The organism is Streptomyces sp. NBC_00019 (assembly GCF_045041015.1).
In the GTDB taxonomy this organism is placed as follows: domain Bacteria; phylum Actinomycetota; class Actinomycetes; order Streptomycetales; family Streptomycetaceae; genus Streptomyces.
On record NZ_CP108302.1, the window covers coordinates 3,689,450 to 3,714,360 of the forward strand.

At 69.6% G+C, this 24,911-nt stretch carries 20 protein-coding genes and 2 pseudogenes; 13 read left to right on the forward strand and 9 right to left on the reverse strand.

What is annotated here, in order from left to right:
• Positions 1-114 precede the first annotated feature (114 nt).
• Positions 115-2,835, reverse strand: coding sequence for a pyruvate, phosphate dikinase (gene ppdK, locus OHU89_RS17555; protein ID WP_405644024.1), 2,721 nt, complete (start codon positions 2,833-2,835; stop codon positions 115-117).
• A gap of 406 nt (positions 2,836-3,241) precedes the next feature.
• Positions 3,242-4,438: an ROK family protein gene (locus tag OHU89_RS17560; RefSeq protein ID WP_405644026.1), complete on the reverse strand. Its 1,197-nt coding sequence runs from the start codon at positions 4,436-4,438 to the stop codon at positions 3,242-3,244.
• 120 nt (positions 4,439-4,558) lie between these two features.
• Between OHU89_RS17560 and OHU89_RS17565 the strand changes: the two genes are divergently transcribed.
• From OHU89_RS17565 to OHU89_RS17575, 3 genes are all read left to right on the forward strand, one after another.
• Positions 4,559-5,968 carry an MGH1-like glycoside hydrolase domain-containing protein gene (locus OHU89_RS17565; RefSeq protein ID WP_405644028.1) on the forward strand — a complete coding sequence of 470 codons (1,410 nt, stop codon included), beginning with the start codon at positions 4,559-4,561 and terminating at the stop codon, positions 5,966-5,968.
• Positions 5,965-7,908 carry a glycogen debranching N-terminal domain-containing protein gene (locus OHU89_RS17570; RefSeq protein WP_405644030.1) on the forward strand — a complete coding sequence of 648 codons (1,944 nt, stop codon included), beginning with the start codon at positions 5,965-5,967 and terminating at the stop codon, positions 7,906-7,908. The genes OHU89_RS17565 and OHU89_RS17570 overlap by 4 nt, the downstream gene beginning before the upstream one ends.
• 217 nt (positions 7,909-8,125) lie before the next feature.
• Positions 8,126-9,781 carry a CDP-alcohol phosphatidyltransferase gene (locus OHU89_RS17575; protein WP_405654535.1) on the forward strand — a complete coding sequence of 552 codons (1,656 nt, stop codon included), beginning with the start codon at positions 8,126-8,128 and terminating at the stop codon, positions 9,779-9,781.
• Positions 9,782-9,796: 15 nt separating this feature from the next.
• Here the strand turns inward: OHU89_RS17575 and OHU89_RS17580 are convergent.
• Positions 9,797-10,141 (reverse strand): annotated as a pseudogene (locus OHU89_RS17580) (helix-turn-helix domain-containing protein); the annotation flags it as partial.
• 70 nt (positions 10,142-10,211) lie between these two features.
• Complete coding sequence (gene dusB, locus OHU89_RS17585) at positions 10,212-11,366, reverse strand: tRNA dihydrouridine synthase DusB (RefSeq protein ID WP_405644032.1); 1,155 nt, start codon at positions 11,364-11,366, stop codon at positions 10,212-10,214.
• 97 nt (positions 11,367-11,463) lie between these two features.
• Between dusB and OHU89_RS17590 the strand changes: the two genes are divergently transcribed.
• Positions 11,464-12,909, forward strand: coding sequence for an MFS transporter (locus OHU89_RS17590; RefSeq protein ID WP_405644034.1), 1,446 nt, complete (start codon positions 11,464-11,466; stop codon positions 12,907-12,909).
• 298 nt (positions 12,910-13,207) lie between these two features.
• Here the strand turns inward: OHU89_RS17590 and OHU89_RS17595 are convergent.
• A pseudogene (locus OHU89_RS17595) lies at positions 13,208-13,804 on the reverse strand (RNA-guided endonuclease InsQ/TnpB family protein); the annotation flags it as partial.
• Positions 13,805-14,067: 263 nt separating this feature from the next.
• Here OHU89_RS17595 and OHU89_RS17600 point away from each other — a divergent pair.
• From OHU89_RS17600 to OHU89_RS17620, 5 genes are all read left to right on the forward strand, one after another.
• A complete protein-coding gene (locus OHU89_RS17600; RefSeq protein WP_046262677.1) occupies positions 14,068-14,274 on the forward strand; it encodes a hypothetical protein in 207 nt (68 codons plus the stop codon).
• Positions 14,275-14,283: 9 nt separating this feature from the next.
• Positions 14,284-14,481, forward strand: a complete 198-nt coding sequence (locus tag OHU89_RS17605; RefSeq protein WP_405644036.1) for a hypothetical protein — start codon at positions 14,284-14,286, stop codon at positions 14,479-14,481.
• Positions 14,478-15,485: an AraC family transcriptional regulator gene (locus OHU89_RS17610; RefSeq protein WP_405644038.1), complete on the forward strand. Its 1,008-nt coding sequence runs from the start codon at positions 14,478-14,480 to the stop codon at positions 15,483-15,485. The genes OHU89_RS17605 and OHU89_RS17610 overlap by 4 nt, the downstream gene beginning before the upstream one ends.
• A gap of 112 nt (positions 15,486-15,597) precedes the next feature.
• Positions 15,598-16,152 (forward strand): RICIN domain-containing protein, encoded by a 555-nt coding sequence (locus OHU89_RS17615; protein ID WP_405644040.1) that lies wholly within the window; start codon positions 15,598-15,600, stop codon positions 16,150-16,152.
• The gene (locus OHU89_RS17620) at positions 16,140-17,315 is read left to right on the forward strand and encodes a sialidase family protein (protein WP_405644042.1); all 1,176 of its coding nucleotides are present in this window, start codon (positions 16,140-16,142) and stop codon (positions 17,313-17,315) included. Before OHU89_RS17615 ends, OHU89_RS17620 begins: the two co-directional genes overlap by 13 nt.
• Here the strand turns inward: OHU89_RS17620 and OHU89_RS17625 are convergent.
• The 3 genes from OHU89_RS17625 to OHU89_RS17635 all read right to left on the reverse strand — a co-directional run bounded on the left by OHU89_RS17625 (position 17,312) and on the right by OHU89_RS17635 (position 19,636).
• Positions 17,312-17,902: a TetR family transcriptional regulator gene (locus OHU89_RS17625; RefSeq protein WP_267015936.1), complete on the reverse strand. Its 591-nt coding sequence runs from the start codon at positions 17,900-17,902 to the stop codon at positions 17,312-17,314. The genes OHU89_RS17620 and OHU89_RS17625 overlap by 4 nt on opposite strands.
• Positions 17,903-17,927: 25 nt before the next feature.
• A complete protein-coding gene (locus OHU89_RS17630; protein ID WP_405644044.1) occupies positions 17,928-18,941 on the reverse strand; it encodes an aldo/keto reductase in 1,014 nt (337 codons plus the stop codon).
• Between the two features lie 83 nt (positions 18,942-19,024).
• Positions 19,025-19,636: a LysE family translocator gene (locus OHU89_RS17635; RefSeq protein ID WP_266892644.1), complete on the reverse strand. Its 612-nt coding sequence runs from the start codon at positions 19,634-19,636 to the stop codon at positions 19,025-19,027.
• Between the two features lie 138 nt (positions 19,637-19,774).
• Between OHU89_RS17635 and OHU89_RS17640 the strand changes: the two genes are divergently transcribed.
• Complete coding sequence (locus OHU89_RS17640; protein ID WP_405644046.1) at positions 19,775-20,548, forward strand: SDR family NAD(P)-dependent oxidoreductase; 774 nt, start codon at positions 19,775-19,777, stop codon at positions 20,546-20,548.
• 103 nt (positions 20,549-20,651) lie between these two features.
• Here OHU89_RS17640 and OHU89_RS17645 read toward each other — a convergent pair whose 3' ends face one another.
• The gene (locus OHU89_RS17645) at positions 20,652-22,034 is read right to left on the reverse strand and encodes a glycine--tRNA ligase (RefSeq protein WP_266892641.1); all 1,383 of its coding nucleotides are present in this window, start codon (positions 22,032-22,034) and stop codon (positions 20,652-20,654) included.
• Positions 22,035-22,220: 186 nt separating this feature from the next.
• Here OHU89_RS17645 and OHU89_RS17650 point away from each other — a divergent pair, with 186 nt between their 5' ends.
• The 3 genes from OHU89_RS17650 to OHU89_RS17660 are packed head-to-tail and all read left to right on the forward strand — an operon-like array spanning position 22,221 to position 24,879.
• Entirely contained in the window at positions 22,221-23,180 is a 960-nt protein-coding gene (locus tag OHU89_RS17650; RefSeq protein WP_405644048.1) for a zinc ABC transporter substrate-binding protein, read from the forward strand.
• A 50-nt stretch (positions 23,181-23,230) separates the two neighbouring features.
• The gene (locus tag OHU89_RS17655; RefSeq protein WP_266899629.1) at positions 23,231-23,977 is read left to right on the forward strand and encodes a metal ABC transporter ATP-binding protein; all 747 of its coding nucleotides are present in this window, start codon (positions 23,231-23,233) and stop codon (positions 23,975-23,977) included.
• The gene (locus tag OHU89_RS17660; protein WP_266892637.1) at positions 23,977-24,879 is read left to right on the forward strand and encodes a metal ABC transporter permease; all 903 of its coding nucleotides are present in this window, start codon (positions 23,977-23,979) and stop codon (positions 24,877-24,879) included. The genes OHU89_RS17655 and OHU89_RS17660 overlap by 1 nt, the downstream gene beginning before the upstream one ends.
• The last annotated feature ends 32 nt before the right edge of the window (positions 24,880-24,911 follow it).

Here is a 24,911-nt window from a genome sequence, read left to right on the forward strand (position 1 = left end):
GGGGCGGTACCCCCGCACAGGGTGCCGCCCCTTCCTGGTGATCCGGAACCGACGCCCATCGGTACTGAGGGTCGGGGACAGGCGTCGGTTCCGGGGTTCGGTGGCCCGTAGGGCCTAGCGGTGGTCGCTGCCCGCCGACTCCGAGGCCGCGCGGCCCGCTTCCAGGCGCGCTACCGGGATACGGAAGGGCGAGCAGGAGACGTAGTCCAGGCCGACGTCGTGGAAGAAGTGGACCGACTCCGGGTCACCGCCGTGCTCGCCGCAGACGCCGAGCTTGAGGTCGGGGCGGGTCTTGCGGCCCGCCTCCGCGGCCAGCTTGACCAGGGAGCCGACGCCGTCCCTGTCGATCGTCTCGAACGGGCTGACGCCGAAGATGCCCTTCTCCAGGTACGCCGTGAAGAAGGAGGCCTCCACGTCGTCCCGGCTGAAGCCCCACACCGTCTGGGTGAGGTCGTTCGTGCCGAAGGAGAAGAACTCCGCCGCCTCCGCGATCTGACCCGCGGTCAGCGCGGCGCGCGGGAGCTCGATCATCGTGCCGATGGTCAGCTTGAGCTGCGCACCCGTCGCCGCCTCGACCTCCGCGATGACCTGGTCGGCCTCCTCGCGGACGATCTCCAGCTCCTGGACGGTGCCGACGAGCGGGATCATGATCTCCGCGCGCGGGTCGCCCTTGGCCGCCTTGCGCTCGGCCGCGGCCTCGGCGATCGCCCGTACCTGCATCGTGAACAGGCCCGGGATGACCAGACCGAGGCGTACGCCGCGCAGACCCAGCATCGGGTTCTGCTCGTGCAGCCGGTGGACCGCCTGGAGCAGCCGCAGCTCGTTCTCGTGCGGCTCCTGGCGGGACTCCGCGAGCGCCACACGCACCGACAGCTCGGTGATGTCGGGCAGGAACTCGTGCAGCGGCGGGTCCAGGAGACGGACCGTCACCGGCAGGCCGTCCATCGCCGCGAACAGCTCCACGAAGTCCTGCTTCTGGAGCGGGAGCAGCTGCTTCAGCGACTCCTCGCGCTCGGTCTCCGTGTCGGCCAGGATGAGGCGCTCGACCAGTTCACGCCGGTCGCCGAGGAACATGTGCTCGGTGCGGCACAGGCCGATGCCCTGGGCGCCGAAGCGACGGGCGCGCATGGCGTCCTCGGCGTTGTCCGCATTGGCCCGCACCCGCAGCCGGCGCTTGCGGTCGGCGAACGCCATGATCCGGTGCACGGCCTCGACCAGCTCGTCGGCGTCCTGCGCACCCGCGTGCATCCGGCCCTCGAAGTACTCCACGACCGGGGAGGGGACGACGGGCACCTCCCCGAGGTACACCTTGCCGCTCGACCCGTCGATGGAGATGACGTCGCCCTCCTCGACCACATGGCCGCCGGGCACCGTCATCCGCCGCCGCTTGGTGTCGACCTCGAGCTCCTCGGCACCGCAGACACAGGTCTTGCCCATGCCGCGCGCGACCACGGCCGCGTGCGAGGTCTTGCCGCCGCGCGAGGTCAGGATGCCCTCGGCGGCGATCATGCCGTCCAGGTCGTCGGGGTTGGTCTCCCGGCGGACCAGGATGACCTTCTCGCCGGAGCGCGACCACTTCACCGCGGTGTACGAGTCGAAGACCGCCTTGCCGACCGCCGCACCGGGCGACGCCGCGATGCCCCGGCCGACCTGCTGGACCTTCGCGTCCTCGTCGAAGCGCGGGAACATCAGCTGGGCCAGCTGGGCGCCGCTGACGCGCTGGAGCGCCTCGGCCTCGTCGATCAGACCCTGGTCCACGAGCTGCGTGGCGATACGGAAGGCCGCGCCCGCCGTGCGCTTGCCGACGCGGGTCTGGAGCATCCAGAGCTGGCCGCGCTCGATGGTGAACTCGATGTCGCAGAGATCCTTGTAGTGGTTCTCCAGGGTCTCCATGATCTGCATCAGCTGGTCGTACGACTTCTTGTCGATCGACTCCAGCTCCGCGAGCGGGACCGTGTTGCGGATACCGGCGACGACGTCCTCGCCCTGCGCGTTCTGGAGGTAGTCGCCGTACACGCCCTGGTGGCCGCTGGCCGGGTCGCGGGTGAAGGCGACGCCGGTGCCCGAGTCGGGGCCGAGGTTGCCGAAGACCATCGAACAGACGTTGACGGCCGTGCCCAGGTCGCCGGGGATGCGCTCCTGGCGGCGGTAGAGCTTGGCACGGTCGGTGTTCCAGGAGTTGAAGACCGCCTCGATGGCGAGGTCCATCTGTTCGCGCGGGTCCTGCGGGAAGTCCCGCCCGGCCTCGGTCTTGACGATCTTCTTGAACTTGGTGACGAGCTTCTTGAGGTCGGCCGCCTCCAGGTCCGTGTCGACGTGGACCTTCTTGGCCGCCTTCGCCGCCTCCAGCGCCTCCTCGAAGAGCTCGCCGTCGACGCCGAGGACCGTCTTGCCGAACATCTGGATGAGACGGCGGTAGGAGTCCCAGGCGAACCGCTCGTCGCCCGCCTGCTCGGCGAGGCCCTTCACGGACCTGTCGGAGAGGCCGATGTTCAGGACCGTGTCCATCATGCCGGGCATGGAGAACTTGGCGCCGGACCGGACCGAGACGAGGAGCGGGTTGTCGGCCTGGCCGAGCTTCTTGCTCATCTGTGTCTCGAGGGCGTCGAGGTGCGCACTCACCTCGTCACGCAGTGCCACGGGCTCCACGCCGCTGTCCAGGTAGACCTTGCAGGCTTCGGTCGTGATGGTGAAGCCGGGAGGAACGGGGAGTCCCAGGTTGGTCATCTCGGCGAGGTTCGCGCCCTTGCCACCCAGGAGGTCCTTGAGGTCCTTGTTTCCCTCGGTGAAGTCGTAAACGAACTTCGCTACGTGGGGTTCTTTGTTTTCCGACACGGTTCTCGACTCCCTCGAGGACGCGGTGGCTGCCCTGACGACGGGGAACATACCCAGATCGAAGGCGTCTGGGGAGGTCCACTTGCGCGTCATGTGCCTGTAACCACTCGTCCGCCAGCGGATTGAAAGTCAAAGCTTGGCAAGCGACTGCGCCCAGGTGTTTTCACTTCTTGAACGCAGGAACCGTCGAAGTGGCGGCATATCGCTCACCTGAGCGGCATTCAGCACGTCTGATTTCGATCGATGAACGATCAAAGGGTGGCACCGAGTGCCACCCCTTGGAGAAGTGCAGTCGCTCAAGATCCGCTCATCTGAGCGCTACCCCTATCAAGGGTGGCGAGAATCACGCTGCCACAGGCGCCCGGATTTCACCATGCGGACGGGTGTTGGGACCGAAATATGCCGGTCACACGCCGAGCGCGGCCAACCGCTCCTCGACCCGCTCAGCGGCATAGAGGTGCTCCACGACCAGCGCACCCGCCCCCACCAGCCCGGCCCGCTCCCCCAGCCGTGACGTCACGACGTCCAGATGAGCGGTCGAGCGCGGCAGCGCCCGCTGGTACAGCAGTTCCCGCACACCGGTGAGAAAGGGAGTTCCGGCCAAATCACCGGCGATCATCAGAACCCCGGGATTCAGCAGGGTCACCACGGTCGCCAGGACGTCCCCGACCTGCCGCCCCGCCTCCCGGGCGAGCGCGGCCGCCTCCGGATGACCGGCGGTCAGCAGGTCCCGCACATCCGATCCGGAGGCCGCGGGCACCCCGGCCTCGGCCAGCCGCCGCGCCACGGCGCCACCACTGGCGACGGCGGCCAGACAGCCGCGGGAACCGCACCGGCACAGCGCGTCCGCGCCCACCCGGATATGGCCGATGTCCCCGGCGCCCCCGTCGATGCCCCGGAAGATCGAGCCGCCGACGACAACCCCGGCACCGATGCCGGTCGAGACCTTGACCAGCACGAACGCCGAGCAGTCGGGACAGGACGTGCGCTGTTCGCCGTACGCCATGAGGTTCGCGTCGTTGTCGACCAGGACCGGCACCGCGGCCGCCCCCGTGTGCTCGGTGAAGGAGCGGGCGAGGCGGCCTCTTATGTCGTAACCGTCCCAGCCCGGCATCATCGGTGGCTGGACCACTCGGCCACTCTCGCTGTCGACCGGCCCCGGCACCGCGAGCCCGATCCCGCAGACCTCGTCCGCGCGATGGCCCGCCTTCTCCAGCAGCTCGGCGAACCAGCGGCCCAGCTCCCCCAGCACCACGTCCGGCCCGTCCTCGATGACGAGCGTGCCGCTGTGCTCGGCGAGAAGCTCCCCGGTCAGCGACAGGACGGCCGCGCGGGCGTGCCGGGTGTCCAGGTCGGCGACGAGGACGACGGCATGGGCGTCGTCGAACTCCAGCGTGATGGAGGGGCGCCCGCCGAGTGGGGAGTCCACAGGACCGCCGGCGCCCTCGCGCAGCCAGCCCGCGCGGAAGAGACGGTCCAGGCGCTGGCCGACGGTGGCACGGGACAGCCCGGTGGCCTGCTGCAGCGCGCCGCGCGTGATCGCGCGCCCGCTTCGTACCAGTTCGAGCAGATCGCCGGCGCTTCCCTGACCCCGTCCGGTCATGCGCACCCCCTTGTGTTTCTCAACTCTGCATTACATATTGAGTTTTGCGTGTTAAATAGACGTAACCCTACGGTAGCCACGACCGAACCGGTCGGCCGGACGTCTTTCGGGGAGCCCCGAGTGGATCGCACTGCCCAGCTCACAGCCCGTCTCACAGAACGTGAGTTTGTATACGATCCACCCCCGACCCGGAGTTCGCTGCACAGCAGGGCAGCCCGGGTACTGGAGGACAACTGGACCGGCACCTCCACAGTGCCCTCGCGCGGCCTGTATCCGCACCAGTGGTCGTGGGACTCGGCGTTCATCGCGATCGGCCTGCGGCATCTGTCGCCGCTCAGGGCGCAGACGGAACTGGAGACACTCCTCGCCGCCCAGTGGGGCGACGGGCGCATCCCGCACATCGTCTTCAACCCCTCCGTGCCGCTCGACGCGTACTTCCCGAGCCCCGACTTCTGGCGCTCCTCGACCGCGGGGCGCGCTGCGGGCGCCCCGCGCACCGTACAGACCTCGGGCATCGTGCAGCCACCGGTGCACGCGCTGGCCGCGTGGCTGGTGCACTGCGCGGACCCGGGTCTGTCACGGGCGCGCGGCTTCCTCACCCGGATGTATCCCCGGCTGGCGGCCTGGCACCGCTATCTGCTGCACCGGCGCGACCTGGGCGGGGGATCGCTGGCGTCCGTCGTGCACCCCTGGGAACAGGGAATGGACAACAGCCCCTGCTGGGACCTGCCGCTCTCCCGCGTCACCCCCGCCCCGGCCCGCTCCTTCCGGCGCGCCGACCTCGACCACGGGGCGGCGGAGGACCGGCCGACGGATCTGGACTACGGGCGGTATGTGCGGCTGGCGGCGGACTACAGGGACGGGGAGTACAGGGACGGGCTGGACGGGAGACAAGGGGGCGGTCGCAGCGAATTCGCCGTCGAGGACCCCTCCTTCAACGCCCTGCTCATCGCCTCCGAGCACGCCCTCGCCCGTATCGCGCAGGAGCTGGGCGCGACCGGCACGGCCCGGCACGCGCGTGCGGAGCGTCTGACGGCGGCGCTGATCGACCGGCTGTGGGACCCGGCCGAGGGCATGTTCTTCTCCCGGGACGTCCGGGGCGGGGGCCTGATCCCCGAGCGCAGCGTGTCCGGGCTCATCCCGCTCCTGCTGCCGACGCTCCCCCGGGACATCGTCGAGGCCCTCGTCCGTACGACCGCCTCCAAGCACTTCGGCCTGGGCGGCACCACCCGCCTCGTCCCCAGCTACGACCTTCTCGGCGAGGCCTTCGACCCGCACCGCTACTGGCGGGGCCCGGCCTGGTTCAACACCGGCTGGCTGATGGAGCGGGGCCTGCGCACCCATGGTGAGCGAGGCCGCGCCGACGCCCTGCGCCGGGCCGTCCTCGACATCGCGGACACCTCCGGCTTCGCCGAGTACGTCGACCCGTACACCGGCGAGGCCTGCGGCGCGACCGGCTTCGGCTGGACCGCCGCGCTCACGCTCGACCTGCTGCACACCGGCACAGCCAAGGGAGGGGACCTGCAATGACGGACCGGCATCATCTGCTCGTGCACGGCGGGACGTTCGCAGCTGTGGGCGACGGCGGAGACATCAGCGGGGTCCGGGGCGGCGCATCCCCGTCCCCGGAAGGCTTGTTCGTACGCGACGCCCGCCACCTCAGCCGCTGGCAGCTGACGGTCGACGGCGCCGTGCCCGAGGCCCTCACCCCCGTCGCCGACGGCGACACCGCGCGTTGTGTCCTCGTCCCGCGCGGCGGCCGCCAGGAGCCGCCCGCGTACACGATCTTCCGCGAACAGGCCGTGGGCGACGGCTCGTTCATCGAGTCCCTCCGTGTCACCAGCAACCGCCCGGCGCCGGCCACGGTCCGGCTCGCGGTGACCGCCGACGCCGACTTCACCGACCAGTTCGAACTCCGCTCCGACTACCGCACCTACCCGAAAACAGGAGCCACCCGCTCCCGCGAAGTCCTCGACGCGGGCGTCGAGTTCACCTACCAGCGCGGCGAATGGCGTTCCTGTACGACGGTGACGGCGGAGCCCGCTCCTGACGGCGTCGAGGAGACGGGCACCGGAGCCCGGCGCCTCGTCTGGACGCTGGAACTGGAGCCGCACGGCACGGCGGAGCTGACGCTACGGGTGATGGCACGGCCGCACGGCGACAAACGGGCCCTGCGGGTACCCCAGTCACCGGCCGCACTGAACGCACAACTCCTCGCTCTGGAGGGCGAGTTCGTGGAGGGCGTCGCCTTCCCGACCGGCTGGCCCGAACTGGCCGCCGCGTGCGCCCGTGGCCTCGCCGACCTCGCCTCGCTCCAGGTCCCGGCGACCGGACCGGACGGCGAGGAACTGCGCGTCCCGGCCGCCGGCGCACCCTGGTTCCTGACCCTGCTGGGCCGCGACGCACTGCTCACCTCGCTGTTCGCCCTCCCCTACCGTCCCCAACTGGCCGCCGCCACCCTCCCCGCGCTCGCCGCGGCGCAGGCCACGGAGGTCGGCGCGGACTCGGTGGCACAGCCCGGAAAGATCGTGCACGAGGTGCGGCACGGGGAGCTGGCGCACTTCGGCCAGGTGCCGTACGGGCGTTACTACGGCTCGGTGGACGCGACGCCGTTGTTCCTCGTGCTGCTCGGGGCGTATGTGGAGCAGACCGGGGACGTCGCGATGGCCCGGCGTCTCGAGTCCCATGCCCGGGCGGCGATCGGCTGGATGCTGGACCACGGCGGGCTGACCTCGCGCGGATACCTCGTGTACCGCGCCGACCAGGGCGGGCTCGCCAACCAGAACTGGAAGGACTCCCCCGGGGCGATCTGCTGGGCCGACGGGACACGGGCGAGCGGGGCGGTGATGGCGGCCGGGGCGCAGGGGTACGCCTACGACGCGCTGCGGCGTACGGCGTGGGTGGCACGGACGGTCTGGGCGGACGAGACGTACGCGGCGCTCCTCGAGCAGGCCGCGGGTGATCTGCGGGACCGTTTCCAGCGGGACTTCTGGATGCCGGACCGGACGTTCCCGGCGCTGGCGCTGGACGGCGAGGGACAGCAGGTGGACGCGCTGGCCTCGGATGCCGGGCATCTGCTGTGGTCCGGGCTGCTGGACAAGGAGTACGGGGAGGCGGTGGGGCGGCGGTTGCTGGAACCGGACTTCTTCTCCGGGTGGGGGGTGCGGACGGTGGCGGCCGGGCAGTCGGCGTATCACCCGCTCTCGTATCACCGGGGGTCGGTGTGGCCGCATGACAACGCGCTGATCACGTTGGGGTTGGCCCGGTACGGGCTGCATGACGAGGCGCGGGTGGTCGCGCATGCGTTGGTGGATGCGGCGACGGCCACGGGGCATCGGCTGCCGGAGGTTCTTGCGGGGTATGGGCGGGACTCGCATTCGGAGCCGGTGCCGTATCCGCATGCGTGTGTGCGGGAGTCTCGGTCCGCGGCGGCGCCTCTTGCTTTGTTGACCGCGGTCGGGGGTGCGTAAACGCTCCGCTGGGAGGGCCGGATTTCGGGTGCGGGTGCTTCGTGGCTTGTCGCGCAGTTCCCCGCGCCCCTTTAGGTGGGTGCAGTCGCCCTTGGCCAGGTGTTTGCTGCCTGTTTGCCCAGTGCTGTGAACGGCTCTTGAGAGCGAGCCGTACGGGAATGTGCCAAGTTCCGTACGGAAGGACCCTCGGGTGGCCGTCACTCTGCGCACGCGGCAACTGCCGGACACACCCGCGCCTTCTGCGCGTCCGCCGATCCTCCGGTGGACGGTCACCGCTCTCGCCGCCCTGCTCGTCCTCGGCGCACTGCTGTTGCCGAACGCCCTGGGCGCGCTGAAGCCGAACCGGTTCACCCGTATCCCCGCCGAGGCGATCCTCGGGGCGGCCGTGGCGTTGTGGTTGCCGCGGCGGCCTCGGGTGGTCGTGGCGGTGGTGGCCGGGGTGGGGCTCGGGGTGCTGACCGTGCTGAACGTGCTCGACATGGGGTTCCGGGAGTATCTGGGGCGGGGCTTCAACCTGGTGCTCGACTGGGAGTTGCTGGACGACGCGCAGTCGTATGTCGCGGATTCGATGGGCGGGACGTTCGCGGTGCTGGCCGCCATCGGGGCGGTCGTGCTGGTGCTGGTGCTGGTGGGGGTCATGGCGCTGGCGATGGTGCGGCTGAGCAACGCCTTGGTTGCGAGCAGACCGGTCGCCGCGCGGGGCACGCTCATCGCGGCCCTGGCGTGGATCACCTGTTACGCGCTCGGGCTGCAGATCGCCGGTACGCCCATCGCCTCCGACCGGGCCGCCGACGCGCTGAAGATCCAGGCGCGGCGGGTGGCGGACACGGTCCGGGACGAGGCGGCGTTCGCGAAGGAGGCGAAGGCGGACACGTTCGGGGCGACGCCGGGTGCGCAGTTGGTGCCGGATCTGCGGGGCAAGGACGTGATCTTCACGTTCATCGAGAGTTACGGCCGTAGCGCGATCGAGGATCCGGTCATGGCGCCGGGGGTGGACTCGACGCTGGCGGCGCGGACGAAGGCGCTGGACAAGGCGGGGTTCCATGCCAAGAGCGGGTGGCTGACGTCGGCGACGTACGGGGGCAGCAGTTGGCTGGGGCACTCGACGTTTCTGTCGGGGCTGTGGATCGACAACCAGCAGCGGTATCGCACGGTGACCTCCGGGGAGCATCTGACCCTCACCAAGGCGTTCCAGAAGACCGGTGACTGGGACACGGTCGGGGTGATGCCGGGTATCCAGAAGGGCTGGCCGGAGGCGAAGTACTACGGCCTGGACAAGGTGTACAACGCCTTCCAACTCGGTTATCAGGGGCCGAAGTTCAGCTGGTCGACGATGCCGGACCAGTATGCGCTGGAGGCCTTCCAGCGCCTCGTCCACGGCAAGAAGCGGGACAAGCCGCTGATGTCGGAGGTCATCCTGACGTCGAGCCATCAGCCGTGGGCGCCGATCCCGAAGCTGGTGGACTGGGACCGGCTCGGTGACGGCTCGGTCTTCGACGCGATCCAGAAGGCCGGCGAGAAGCCCGGCGACATCGTCACGGACTCGACCAAGTCCCGTGAGGAGTACGGCAAGTCGATCCAGTACTCGGTGACGGCCCTCACCCAGTGGCTGGAGCGCTACGGCACCGACGACACCGTTCTCGTCTTCCTCGGCGACCACCAGCCCATCGCCCGCGTCAGCGGCGACCACGCCAGCCGGGACGTCCCGGTCTCGATCGTGGCCAAGGACCCCAAGATCCTGGACAAGATCGCGAACTGGAACTGGACCGACGGCCTACGCCCCTCCCACAACGCCCCGGTCTGGAAAATGAGCTCCTTCCGCGACCGCTTCCTGACGGCGTACGGCTCGACCCCGCACCCGTCGAAGGACTGATGATTTCGCCCCCGCCGCCCCTACCCGTCCCATCCCTGGGGGCTGCCGCCCCCAGACCCCCAGGAAGGTGATCGCCTTGGAGACGTATTCACGCACCGCCTCGGCATCACGCCCATAGGCCTGCTCTGGCGCCTGCGCATCCCGGGGCGTGGTCCGCCTGCGCCGATGGGCGCGGCGTTCGGTGGCGCGATGGGCCACCTCGGCGCGGTAGGCGCTCGGGCCGCCGTTGCGCATGACTTCACGCGTGACCGTCGAGGTCGGACGCTCCAGGCGCCGGGCGATCTCCGCGTAGGCGAGGCCGTCGGTCAGCCCCAGCGCGATCTGCTGACGTTCCTGCTGGGTGAGCCCGCCTCCCGGCATCGGGGCCTCCTCGGTGCTCCGCGGAGGTCTGCAGCACAGTCGGCAGGCGTTGCGTCGAGTTCCGCCCGCCTCAGCCGCCCGAGGTGTCCAGTTCCGCTTCCTCGCCGATCCCCGCGCAGTCGTACGGGTCCTTGAGCCAACCGTCCGGCAGGACAACCCGGTTGTTCCCCGACGTACGTCCACGCGGCCCGTCGGCGCCCGTCGGCCAGGGCTGGTCGAGGTCCAACTCGTCGAGGCCGGACCGGAGTTCCTCCAGGGAGGAGGTGATGGCGAGGCGCTTGCGCATCTCCGAGCCGACCGCGAAGCCCTTGAGGTACCAGGCCACGTGCTTGCGGAAGTCGATGACACCGCGGGCCTCGTCGCCGATCCACTCGCCGAGGAACGTGGCGTGACGGACCATCACGTCGGCGACCTCACGCAGGGCGGGACGCGCGATGTCCTCCGTACGGCCTTCGAAGACGGCCACGAGGTCGGAGAAGAGCCACGGCCGCCCCAGGCACCCGCGACCGACCACCACTCCGTCGCAACCCGTCTCCCGCACCATCCGCACCGCGTCCTCGGCCGACCAGATGTCGCCGTTGCCGAGGACGGGGATCTCCGGCACATGCTCCTTGAGCCGGGCGATCGCGTCCCAGTCCGCGGTGCCGCCGTAGTGCTGGGCGGCGGTGCGGCCGTGCAGCGCGATGGCCGTCACGCCCTCCTCCACGGCGATACGGCCGGCGTCGAGGTAGGTGATGTGGTCGTCGTCGATGCCCTTGCGCATCTTCATCGTGACGGGGAGGTCACCGGCCCCGCTCACCGCCTCGCGCAGGATCGCGCGCAGCAGATTCCGCTTGTACGGCAGTGCCGAGCCGCCGCCCTTGCGCGTCACCTTCGGGACCGGGCAGCCGAAGTTCAGGTCGATGTGGTCGGCGAGGCCCTCCTCCGCGATCATGCGGACGGCCTTGCCGACGGTCGCCGGGTCGACGCCGTACAGCTGGATCGAGCGCGGCTTCTCGGTCGCGTCGAAGTGGATCAGCTGCATGGTCTTCTCGTTGCGCTCGACCAGCGCCCGGGTCGTGATCATCTCGCTCACGAACAGCCCCTTGCCACCGCTGAACTCCCTGCACAGGGTGCGGAAGGGCGCGTTGGTGATCCCGGCCATGGGGGCCAGGACGACGGGCGGCTGCACGGTGTGCGGCCCGATCTGCAGGGTCGTGTTCGAGGTGGTCACGGTCGTGGACATTCCCCCATTGTCGCGTACGGCGACCCGTGCTCGGCCGACCGATCTTGTACCTACCATTAGTTAGACGCACTATCGATATCGGCGTACGATGAAGCGCATGCCCGAGCCCAGCTTCCGCCGACGTCTGCTGGTCCTCGCGATCTGCTGTATGAGCCTGCTGATCGTGAGCCTCGACAACACGGTGCTGAACGTCGCCCTGCCGTCCATGCAGCACGATCTCGACACCACCACGTCGGGACTGCAGTGGACCATCGACGCGTACACGCTGGTGCTCGCCTCACTGCTGATGCTGGCCGGCTCCACGGCCGACCGGATCGGCCGCAAGAGGGTCTTCGTCGCGGGCCTGGTCGTCTTCACGATCGGCTCGGTGCTGTGCTCGCTGGCCCCGAACCTGGAGGCGCTGGTCGCCTTCCGCATGGTGCAGGCGGTGGGCGGCTCGATGCTCAACCCGGTCGCCATGTCGATCATCACCAACACCTTCACCGACCCCCGTGAGCGGGCCAGCGCGATCGGGGCGTGGGGCGCGGTCGTCGGTATCTCCATGGCGGCAGGACCGCTGGTGGGCGGCCTGCTCGTGGACACCGTCGGCTGGCGCTCGATCTTCTGGATCAACGTCCCGGTCGGTCTCGCCGCCCTGCTGCTCACCCTCCGCTTCGTCCCCGAGTCCCGCGCCCCCAAGGCCCGCCGCGCGGACCCGGTCGGCCAGTTCCTGGTGATCGCGCTGTTCGGCTCGATGACGTACGCGATCATCGAGGCGCCGAACACCGGGTTCGGCTCGGTCCTGCCGTACGCCGTGCTGGCGGTGGCCGCGCTGATCGGGCTGCTGGTGTACGAGCCCCGGCGTGCCGAGCCGCTGATCGATCTGCGGTTCTTCCGGTCGGCGCCGTTCAGCGGGGCCACGGTGATCGCGGTCAGCGCGTTCGCGGCGCTGGGCGGGTTCCTGTTCCTGTCGACGCTGTACCTGCAGAACGTCCGCGGTCTCGACGCGATGCACGCCGGCCTGTGGATGCTGCCGATCGCGGCCCCCGCGTTCCTCTGCGCCCCGCTGTCCGGACGGCTGGTCGGCCGGCACGGACCGCGGCTGCCGCTGCTGGTCGCCGGCGTCTCGATCACCGCGAGCGGGGTGCTGTTCGCCGCGTTCGACGCGGAGACGTCCAACGTCACCCTGCTGATCGGGTACGTGCTGTTCGGCGTCGGCTTCGGTTTCGTGAACGCGCCGATCACGAACACGGCGGTGTCGGGGATGCCTCGGTCGCAGGCGGGCGTCGCCGCGGCGGTGGCTTCCACGAGCCGGCAGCTGGGGCAGACGCTGGGGGTCGCCGTGGTGGGGGCCGTGCTGGTGGCGGGCGTGGGGTCGTCCTCGTACGCCGACACGTTCGTCTCCGCCTCGGTGCCGGCCTGGTGGATCATCGCCGGGTGCGGGCTCGCGGTACTGGTGCTGGGCGCGGTGACGAGCGGGGCCTGGGCCCGGCGGACCGCTCAGCGGACCGCTGAGCGGTTGGAGTCGGTCGAGGTGCGCGAAGCGGCGACGGTCGGCGCGTAGCCGTACGACCGGAGTCGACCGGTGACGCGTCGGCCCGGTGCGTCAGACTCCTCGTCCGCCAGCGCATGCATCACCATCCGCAACCCCACGTCTCGCCCCTGCCACAGCTCGGACTGGCGGCGTTTCCGATCCTGGCAGGGCATTGGAACCGCCACCGCCAGTTCGGTCGACTCAGTTCGCGGCGGCATCACTGCGCAGCGAGTGAGTGCTGATCCCACTGGTCGCAACCAGCACACGCTTGCTCAACGGCTTCATGTTCTTGAATCCTCCCCCGGCTGGCAGCAGGGGGATTCCTGACTCAGGCGGCCTGCGGGAGCGGCGCTCCCGGAGGTCTTACACCCTCGACGCCAGTCGGGTTGAGACCCGCCCGGATAAGCATCACGCGGGCGGAGTTCTTGTCTCTGGGGGAGACAGCTCCGCACTCAGTACAGGTGTAGGTGCGTTCGGACAGCGGCAGGGCGTGCTTGGCTCTCGCTCCGCAGACTGCGCAGTCCATCGTGGTGTGGGCAGGATGTACGAGGCGTACGTCCCGCGCATGCTTGCGACCCATCTCGGTCAGGGCCTTCTTTGTGGCACCGATAGCGGCGTCCGCCGCCTTACGCGCCATCGAGGACTTGGCGAGGAACTTCGGACGGAAATCCTCCACTGCTATGGCGTCATGGTCGACCACAACCTTCTTGGCCCACTTGCGACCGGTATCCTGCCGCTGTCGGGCGATCTTCGCGTAGGTCTTCGCCCGCCACTTCTTCGCCTCCCGGTAACCCTTCGAGGCGGCATGGCCCTTCATCGGTTTGCGACGAGCCGTCATCCTGTCGTACCGGCATAGTTCGGCCTGCGACTTCTTCCCATGCTGGGCGTGGGGGAGGTCGTGGGCGTCGGAGGTGGTGGTGGCGGTCAAGAACGCGCGTTCACCTTCTGGCTTTGCCCCCGAGAGATCGCCTACCCCTGCATTTCTGTTCCTGATACCGGCGTTGGGCATGCGGGACGCGCTGGTGACGACACTCCTGGTGCAGCTGGTGGGCGTGGCCCTGACCGGGCTGCTGAGCCTGCGGCTGCCGCGGACGGTCGGGTGAGGCGGTTCAAGGATCGACGAACTTGCCGTGAAGATGCTCCTGTTGATGTTGGTCTTGCTGCACACTCCTAGCCGGAGGCGAGGCCATGTTGCAGATCAACACGAGCAAAGTGAGCCGCTGGGACCAACACGGACGCGAGCACGTCGTCCAGGTACAGCGCAAAGGCGCGCAACGCACGATCAGATGCGACACCTGCGGCTGGCGCAAGAACGCGCAGTTCCTGCCGTGGCTGAAGGCGGAGGAACACCTCGCGGAGGAACACCAGGCGACGGTGGACCCGAGCGCGGGCTAACCTGCGCCCATGCCGAAGAAGGAGCCCAAGGAACTGGTCGTCGACCTGCGGGGCCGCCCGATCGACACCTTCGACGACTCCTACGACCGCATCGTCCTCCACATCGACAGGCGCGGTGTCTTCGCCCGGAGCAATGTCGGAACGAGGGCGTTCCGTGCGGCGTTCGCTGGCAGACAGTCCCAGCTGATCGTGCACAGGGCGGAATGATCGGGACCACGTTCCGGACCGAGGACGTGCCCGTGGCGGACCGGTTCGAGTACTGGCGGCAGTTGATGGAGCGGACGATCGCGCCCAGCGACATGAGCAGCGAGCACGCCGCGGACTTCTGGGCGGAACAGCGGTTGCTCGAACTGGGGCCGGTGCGGGTGTGGCCGGTCCGGGTGCTGCCGACGCGGTACCTGCGGAACGCGCGGATGGTGCGGCGGTCCGACCCCGAGGAGTACCACCTGTCGCTGGTGCTCGGCGGCGGGCTGGGCCTCGACCATGTGGGCCGGGTCGACACCTACGGCCCGCACGACCTGTGGCTGTCGGACACCTCACACCCGTACGACGTACAGCCCTACGGCATGCGGCCGACCGCCGGCCTGGAGCTCCCCTTCATCACCGGGGTGGGTGTGGAGTTCCCCAAGGCCTTGTTGCCCCTGCCACCGGCCCGGGTCCGGGAACTGCTGGGCAGACGGCTGTCCGGACGGCAGGGAACGGGCGCCTTGCTGACGGATTTCCTCACCGGCCTGGACCGGCAGTCCGATCACCTCCAGCCGTCCGACGCGCCCCGCCTGGGCACGGTCCTGATCGACCTGCTGGCGGCCTGGCTCGCCCAGGAACTGGAGGTGGAGAGCGCGCTGCCGCCGGAGAGCCACCGCCGGGTCACCGTCACCCGCATACGGGCCTTCATCCGGCAGCACCTGCACGACCCCGAGCTGCGGCCGCCCGTGATCGCCGCCGCGCACCACATCTCCCTCAGCTATCTGCACCGGCTCTTCCAGGAGGAGGGGTCCGGCGAGACGGTGGCCGCCTGGATCCGCGCCCAGCGGCTGGCGGGCGCCCGCCGCGATCTGGCCGACCCCGCGCTGCACACCACGCCGGTCCACACCATCGCCGCCCGCTGGGGCATCCCCCGCGCCTCCGACTTCACCCGCGCCTTCCGCGCCGCGTACGGGATCTCGCCGACGGAGTACCGGTTCCAGGCCCTCCTGTGCGAAGACGAGTAGACGCTCTGTCAAAGCCCTGTGGACCCGTTGTTAACGACAGCCCCAGGAACCGCTCCGCATTCTGGTCACGTGATGAGCACATACGTTTCACCCGAATCGGAGGGACTCCTTCATGGGTAGAACCTTCCGTCTCCCCTTCGCCCTGGCGGCCGCCGCCCTCCTGACCGCGCCCTTTTTGACCGGTTCCGCCCTCACCGGCACGGCGACCGCGGCGGAGACCGGCACGACCGCGGCGGCCGGCGCCGAGGCCGCCGGGGACCCGGTCTACGGCCGGCTGTACAACCAGGGCACGGGGAAGTGCCTTGCCGTGCCGGGCGAGTTCATAGATGTCAAAAACACCAAGATGATCCAGTGGCCGTGCAGCACCAGCGAGAGCCAGTACTGGACGCTTGAATCGGTGACCGGCGGCTACCAGGTGAAGAACCTGGCAAGCGGCATGTGCCTCGCCATGGCAAGCAGCACCAAGGTGCACGGCGCCAACCCCATCCAGTGGCCGTGCGACGGCGGCGACGGCGGTGAGCAGGTCTGGGCGCAGGACGCCAACGACCGGCTGATGAACTTCAACAGCAAGTTCTGCCTGGCCATCCTCGACACCTCGACGGTCAACGGAGCCAACGCCGCCCAGTGGACCTGCGGCGGGAGTGAGGATCAGCAATGGCTCTGGTAACGGAACAGCGCTCCTCGCGCCGGCCCCGCCCGGCCCACCTCGCGGCACTCCTCGGCCTCGTCGCCGTGCTGCTCGTGACCCTGCTCGTCGCACCTGACCGGGCGTCGGCCGCCGGCATCTCCGGCGAGTCGGTCGTGCACACCAACAGGGTGACCGAGGGCGACGGCACCCGGGTGCCCGACATCATCAGCACCAGCGAGACCAACGCGGTCGTGGTCTGGCGGGAGGGCACCACCGCCAACGTGCTCCCCGACGTAGGCGCAAAGGTGTTCGACCACGGGTACATCCGGTACTCGTACACCACCAACGGCGGCACGAGCTGGAGCCGCCCGCAGACCTTGGCGCAGGAGACCAGCGAGTACTCCTGGCACTACGTCACCCTCTTCGAGACGGGCGGCGCGATCTACGCGTACCTCGGGCGGACGTCGCCCGCGAACCGCACGGGTCTGCCGATCAACGCCATCGTCGCCAAGAAGAGCACCGACGAGGGGCACACCTGGCAGGACGTCGCCCTCAACATGCCGCTCTCCCTCGTCCAGGACGCGCCCGGCTACAACCTGGCCCTGGCCGGACGCCCGCTCCAACTGGGCGTCAACCGCTACGTCATGCCGTACTGGGAGACGAAGCGGAGGAACGGCCTGCTGTACTCCACGGACCTCGTCAACTGGGAACGGCGCGCCCCCGTGAACAACCCGCTCGCCGACCAGCCCGGCGAACCGCAGCTCGTCGTCTCGCAGGACGACCCGGACGAACTGCTCCTGGTCGCCCGCAACACCCCGGCGACCGGAACGACATCGTTCGCGATGACGGCCACCACCACCGACGAAGGCGAAGGCAACAACTGGACCGACTTCCAGCTGAGCACCACCGTGCCCAGCAACGACTCCAAGGGGTACTTCACCAAGGACAGCGCCGGCCGGTATCTGACCATCTACAACAGCGCCAAGAACCGGCTCGCCCTGAACTACAAGGTCAAGCCCGTCGGTAAGTCCTGGCTGACCGCCAAGCCGTTCGCCGACGGCCCCGCGGACACCACGAGCGACGGCTCCGGCTGGGACGCCTACCCCATGGCCGACGAGTACGCGCCGGGCAAGTTCTATGTCGTCTGGGAGTACGACACCTCGCGCATCAAGGTGGCCAAGCTCGACATCTCGGACCTCTAGGCCCGCAGCCCCCGCACGAGCACATCCACCACCGCCGCGAAGTCGTCCCACACCTCCGGCCGCTCCCACTCCCGGGCGTAACCGGGGTCGTGGAAGCGGCCGGTGGCGTGGAAGAGGGCGCGGGCCGTGGTGGCCGGGTCGGGGGTGGTGAAGGTGCCCGCCGCGACGCCGGCCCGCACGATCTCGGTCAGCTGGTCGGTCAGCTCGGTGAGGTGGGCGCCGACCACCTCACCGGCGTCCGCGGCCAGCACCGAGTACGTGGCGAAGAGTTCGGGGTCGTCGCCCGCCTTGCGGCGCTTCGCCTCCAGGAGCGCCGCGAGCCAGTCGCGGAGCCGGGTCTGCGGGTCACGGTCGGTGGCCGCGACGATGCCGGCCAGTTCCTCCGTCGTCCGGTCCAGCCACCGCTTCGTCACGGCCTCCCGCAGCGCCGCCTTCGTACGGAAGTGCCGGTAGACACTGCCGTGGCTGACACCGAGCGCGCGGGCCACGTCGACCACGGTCGCCTTCGCCGGGCCGTGGCGGCGCAGCACTTCCTCGGTGGCCTCGAGGATGCGCTCGGCGGTCAGGGTCTCGCTGGTCGGAGGCATGCGTAGACGGTACCCGGCACCGCGATCAGCGCTCGCTGTCAAGCATGGCCATCTGTGCGGGGGCGTACCGCTCACCGGCCGCCGCGTCCGCCGGTACGGCGGCCTCGATGGCGGCGAGGTCGGCGGCGTCCAGGGTCACGTCCAGGGCGCCGAGGGCCTCGCCGAGCCGCTCGCGGGTGCGGGCGCCGATCAGCGGCACGATGTCCTCGCCGCGGGAGACCACCCAGGCGATGGCGATCTGCGCGACGGAGACGTCCTTCTGCTCGGCGATCTTGCGCAGGGACTCGACGAGCGTGAGGTTGTGCTGGAGGTTGTCGCCCTGGAAGCGGGGCGAGTGGGCGCGGAAGTCGTTCGCGGCGAAGCCCTGGCCGGGCGTGACATGGCCGGAGATCAGGCCGCGCGAGAGCACGCCGTACGCGGTGACGGCGATGCCCAGCTCGCGCAGGGTGGGCAGGATCTCCCGCTCGGGGCCGCGGGAGATGAGTGCGTACTCGATCTGGAGGTCGACGATCGGGGCGGTGGCGGCGGCCCGGCGGATGGTGTCGGCGCCGACCTCGCTGAGCCCGATGTGGCGGACGTATCCCTTCTCGACCAGTTCCGCTATCGCGCCGACGGTCTCCTCGATCGGCACGTCCGGGTCGAGCCGGGCGGGGCGGTAGACGTCGATGTGGTCGACGCCGAGGCGCTGGAGGGAGTACGCGGCGAAGTTCTTGACGGCGGCCGGGCGGCCGTCGAAGCCGTACCAGCCGTCGTCCGGGCCGCGCAGGGCGCCGAACTTCACGCTGGTCAGCGCGTTCTCCCGAAGGGCGGCCGGGGCGGTGCGCAGGGCCTCGGCGATCAGCAGTTCGTTGTGGCCCATGCCGTAGAAGTCGCCGGTGTCGAGCAGGGTCACGCCGGCTTCCAGGGCGGCGTGGACGGTGGCGATGGACTCGGCGCGGTCCGACTCGCCGTACGCGCCGGACATGCCCATGCAGCCGAGGCCGAGGGCGGAGACCTGAGGGCCGGTGGTTCCGAGGGTGCGGGGGGTCTGTGTCGTCATGCCCTCACCCTGACATGACAGCTGACAGATTTCAATATCTGTCAGCTGTCATGTGTCATCTGCTATCCGTCAGCTGCTGTCTGTCACCCGTCCGTCGTGGCCAGCTTGGCCCCGAGCAGTACGAACGACCCCGCGAAACTCCGTCGCAGCCACGCCATCACCCTCGGCCGCCCGATCACATGACGGCGGACCGACGCCGCCAGCACCCCGTACGCGGCGAACACCACAAAGGTGGCCAGCATGAACACCCCGCTCAGCACCAGCATCCGCAGCAACGCGCCCGACTCCCCCGACGGCACGAACTGCGGCAGGAACGCGAAGAAGAAGATCGTCAGCTTCGGATTGAGGACGTTGATCAGCACGGCCCGGACGACGACCCGCCCCGCGGAGACGGGAGCGGCGTCCCGCTCCACGGCGATCGCCTCCCGGTCCCGCAGCGTCGCCCACGCCATCCACAGCAGATACGCGACACCGGCGTACTTCAGGACCTGGAACGCCGTCGCGCTGGCGTGCAGCAGCGCCGCCACCCCGGTGATCGCCGCCACCATGTGCGGCACGATCCCCAGGGTGCAGCCGAACGCCGCGACGACGCTCGCGCGCCGCCCCCGCGACAGCCCCGCCGCGAGCGTGTAGACGACACCGGTACCAGGAGTGGCGACCACGACGAGGGTGGTCAGCAGGAACGCGAGACTCATGCGGACCACCCTGCCGCGGCCGGTGATCGCCCCACAGGGCCAATCGCGCGGCTCCATGGCGGACCAATCGCAGGCGCCAACCGAATTGGGAGCAAAGGGACTTACCCGGAACCTGGCACTCCGGGATTTACTGATCGGATGACTGACAGGAACGGAGTACTCGCCGGCAAAGTCGTGATGATCACCGGCGCGTCCAGCGGGATCGGCGAGGCCGCCGCCCGGCTGTTCGCGGCGGAGGGGGCGGCCGTGGTCCTCATGGCCCGGCGCGAGAAGACCCTGGACCAACTCGCCGAGGAGATCGCCGCGGCGGGCGGCCGGGCGGCGGTCAGCGCGGGCGACGTCGCGGACGCCGGGGACGTCCGGCGCGCGGTGGCCACCGCGACGGAGCGGTTCGGGGCGCTGGACGGGGCGTTCAACAACGCCGGATACGCCGGCGATAAGATCGCTCCCCTGCATGAACTCGACGAGGCCCACTTCGACCGTGTCATGGACGTCAACGTGCGCGGCACCTGGAACTGTCTGCGCGCCCAGATCCCGGTGATGCTGGCGGCCGGCGGGGGTGCCGTCGTCAACACCGCCAGCACGGCCGCGATGGGTGCGACCGGCGCCCCGGTGCCCTATGTCGCCGCCAAGCACGCGGTGCTCGGTCTGACCCGGGCGGCAGCGGCGGAGTACGCCGAGCGCGGTATCCGGATCGACACCCTCCTGGTGGGCACGACCCGTACCGAGATGATCGCCCAGGCCGCCGAGGGCCGTCCGGAGCTCGCGGAGCACTTCGTCGCCCGGCAGATGCAGAAGCGGATGGCCGAACCCGCCGAGATCGCCGAGGCGGCGCTGTGGCTGCTCAGCGACCGCGCCTCCTTCGCCACGGGCGCCGCCCTCGCGGTGGACGGCGGCCACACCGCCAACTGACCTGGGCCCTGGCCCGGATACGCCGAAGCCCCCGCATCCGTCGAGGACGCGGGGGCTTCGGATGCCCGCTGCCGAGCGCGGTCGAGCGAGACCGCGAACGGCGTCAGCAGCCGATCAGTCGGCTCGCCAGGTAGCCCTCGATCTGGTCCAGCGACACGCGCTCCTGCTTCATCGAGTCACGCTCGCGGACGGTGACCGCGTTGTCCTCGAGCGTGTCGAAGTCGACCGTGACGCAGAACGGCGTACCGATCTCGTCCTGGCGACGGTAGCGGCGGCCGATGGCGCCGGCGTCGTCGAACTCGATGTTCCAGTTCTGCCGCAGCGCCTGGGCCAGGCCCTTGGCCTTCGGGGACAGCTCCGGGTTGCGGGACAGCGGCAGCACCGCGACCTTCACCGGGGCCAGCCGGTGGTCCAGTCGCAGCACGGTGCGCTTCTCCAGCTTGCCCTTGGCGTTGGGGGCCTCGTCCTCGACGTAGGCGTCGAGGAGGAACGCCAGCATCGCGCGGCCGACACCGGCCGCGGGCTCGATGACGTACGGCGTCCAGCGCTCCTGGGCCTCCTGGTCGTAGTAGAAGAGGTCCTGGCCGGAGGCCTTGGAATGGGCGTTGAGGTCGTAGTCGGTGCGGTTGGCCACACCCTCGAGCTCGCCCCACTCGTTGCCGCCGAACTGGAAGCGGTACTCGATGTCAGCGGTGCGCTTGGAGTAGTGGGAGAGCTTCTCCTGCGGGTGGTCGTACCACCGCATGTTCTCCTCGCGCATGCCGAGACCGGTGTACCAGTTCCAGCGCTGCTCCATCCAGTACTCCTGCCACTTCTCGTCCTCGCCCGGCTTGACGAAGAACTCCATCTCCATCTGCTCGAACTCGCGGGTGCGGAAGATGAAGTTGCCGGGCGTGATCTCGTTGCGGAAGGACTTGCCCATCTGCGCGATGCCGAACGGGGGCTTCTTGCGCGAAGTGGTCTGCACCTGGGAGAAGTTGGTGAAGATGCCCTGCGCGGTCTCGGGGCGCAGGTACGCGATCGAGCCCGTGTCCTGCGTCGGGCCGAGGTGCGTGGAGAGCAGACCCGAGAACTGCTTGGGCTCGGTGAACTGGCCCTTGTTGCCGCAGTGCGGGCAGTTGATGTCCGCGAGGCCGTTCTCCGGGAGGCGGCCCTTCTTGGCCTCGTACTCCTCCTCCAGGTGGTCCGCGCGGAACCGCTTGTGGCAGGAGGTGCACTCGGTCAGCGGGTCGGAGAACGTGGCGACGTGGCCGGAGGCCACCCAGACCTCGGGGGCCAGGATCACGGACGAGTCGATACCGACGACGTCCTCGCGCGAGGTCACCATGTAGCGCCACCACTGGCGCTTCAGGTTCTCCTTGAGCTCGACACCCAGCGGTCCGTAGTCCCAGGCGGCCTTCTGGCCGCCGTAGATCTCACTGCAGGGGAATACGAAGCCACGGCGCTTGCTCAGGCTGACGATGGTGTCGATCTTGTCGGCGGCCACGGTGCTCTCTTCATTACGACGACGGGCGACGAAGCATCTCTGCGATGGAGCAGTGCTTCAGAGCGAATGCTTCAGGTTACCGGCGGTGCCTGCCCCTCAATCAAATCGGTTCGGTCTACGGGCCTCCGCGGGCCTCCTACCACGCTTTGTTGACAACCGTTTCCATATTTGTTGAAAATGACTGTCATGAACGTACGACGACACCACATATCCGGGATCGCGCTCGCGGCGGCCACTGCCCTCGGCCTCGGAACCCTGTCCGCCTGCTCGACCGACAGCGCCGCGGCCGGAAACACGGACAAGTTCGACGTCGTCGCGTCGTTCTACCCGATGCAGTACCTCGCCGAGCAGATCGGCGGGGACCATGTGAACGTCACCACGCTCACCGAGCCCGGCCAGGAGCCGCACGACCTCGAGCTCAGCACCAAGCAGACCGCCGAGCTGGGCGAGGCGGACGCGGTGCTCTATCTCAAGACCCTCCAGCCGGCCGTCGACGAGGCCGTCTCCCAGTCCGAGGTCAAGACCAAGATCGACGCGGCCTCGCTGACGAAGCTCGAGGACCACGGCGACGTCGAGCACGAGCACGGAGCCGAGGAAGAGCACGCCGAGGAAGAGGAGGAGCACGCCCTCGACCCGCACATCTGGCTCGACCCGGTGAAGTACCGCGAGGTCGCCGAGGGCGTCGCCAAGGCCTTCGAGAAGGCCGACCCCGACCACGCGGCCGACTACAAGAAGAACGCCTCCGCGCTGACGAAGAAGCTCGACACCCTCGACACCGCGTACGAGGACGGGCTGAAGAACAGCGCGACCAAGGTCTTCTTCACCAACCACGCCGCCTTCGGCTACCTCGCCGAGCGCTACGGCCTCACCCAGGAGGCCATCTCCGGCCTGGACCCGGAGAGCGAGCCCAGCCCGGCCCGGATCAAGGAGCTCCAGACCGAGGCCAAGGCCGACGGTGTGACCACTGTGTTCTACGAGACACTGGTGTCCGACAAGACCGCGAAGACCCTCGCCTCGGACGCGGGACTGAAGACGGACGTCCTCGACCCGCTCGAGGGGATCACCGACAAGTCCAAGGGCGACGACTACTTCCAGGTCATGGAGTCCAACCTCTCGGCGCTCAAGACAGCACTAGGCGCCAAGTGATCGTTACGGAGGCCCTCGTGAGCGAGCCTGTCATCGAGCCCGTCATATCGATGCGTGGTGTCCGCGCCGACCTGGGCTCACGCCCCGTCCTCCGCGGCATCGACCTCACCGTGCACCGCGGTGAGGTCGTCGCGCTGCTCGGCGCCAACGGCTCGGGCAAGTCCACGGCCGTGCGCAGCGTCATCGGCCAGGTGCCGGTCGCGGCCGGCGAGATCGAGCTGTTCGGCACCCCGCGCCGCCGGTTCCGTGACTGGGCGCGCGTGGGCTACGTCCCGCAGCGCACCACGGCCGCGGGCGGCGTGCCCGCCACGGTGACCGAGATCGTCGCCTCCGGCCGCCTGTCCCGGGCCCGCTTCGGCATGCTGCGCAAGGCCGACCACGCGGCCGTACGCCATGCCCTGGAGCTGGTCGGCATGGCGGACCGCGCCAAGGACTCCGTGAACGCCCTCTCCGGCGGCCAGCACCAGCGCGTACTCATCGCCCGCGCGCTGGCCTCCGACCCCGAACTGCTGATCATGGACGAGCCGATGGCGGGCGTCGACCTGGCCAGCCAGGAGGTGCTGGCGCGGACCCTGCGCGAGCAGGTGGCGCAGGGCGCGACCGTCCTCCTCGTCCTCCATGAACTGGGCCCCCTGGAACCGCTGATCGACCGCGCGGTCGTCCTGCGCGACGGCTGCGTGATGCACGACGGCCCGCCCCCGAAGGCCCTCGGCCAGCACGCGCTGCCCGGCCACGACCACGTACACCCGCACGCGGCCCACGACGCCGAACCGATCCGGACGGGGCTGCTGAGCTGATGGAATTCCTGAACTACGCCTTCATGCAACGGGCCCTGCTCGCCGCCGTCCTCGTCGGCATCACGGCCCCCGCGATCGGCATCTACCTGGTCCAGCGCCGCCAGGCCCTCATGGGCGACGGCATCGGCCACGTCGCGATGACCGGCGTCGGCCTCGGCTTCCTGCTCTCCTGGTCGCCGGTGTGGACGGCGACCGTCGTGTCGGTCCTCGGCGCGGTCCTCATGGAGCTGATCCGCTGGTTCGGCCGCACCCGCGGCGACATCGCCCTCGCGATGCTCTTCTACGGCGGCATGGCCGGCGGCGTGATGTTCATCAACCTCGCGCCGACGGGCTCCAACGCGAACCTGACTTCCTATCTGTTCGGGTCGCTCTCGACGGTCTCGCAGGACGACGTGACCGCGATCTGTGTGCTCGCCGCCTTCGTGGTGTTGGTCACCCTGGGCCTGCGCCGGCAGCTCTTCGCGGTCAGCCAGGACGAGGAGTTCGCGCGCGTCACGGGTCTGCCGGTGCGCGCCCTGAACCTGCTGACCGCGATCACGGCGGCCGTGACGGTCACGGTCGCCATGCGCGTGGTCGGCCTGCTCCTGGTGTCGGCCCTGATGGTGGTGCCCGTGGCGGCGGCGCAGCAGCTCACCCGTAGCTTCGCGGCGACCTTCGCCATCGCCGTGGCCATCGGCGTCAGCGTGACCATCGGCGGCACGGTGACGTCGTACTACCAGGACGTCCCGCCCGGAGCGACGATCGTGCTGCTGACCATCGGCGCGTTCATCGTGCTGACCGTGCTTGCGACCCCGCTGGCCCGGCGCCGAGCCCGTCAGGCGGCCGCGGCGCAGCCCGGCGGCGACCCGGCGGAGTGCACGATTCCGGCCAGCCGGGAGGCGACCGGGAAGGTCGGCGTCTGACTCCGCACAGACCGGGCTGGCACAATGGCCCG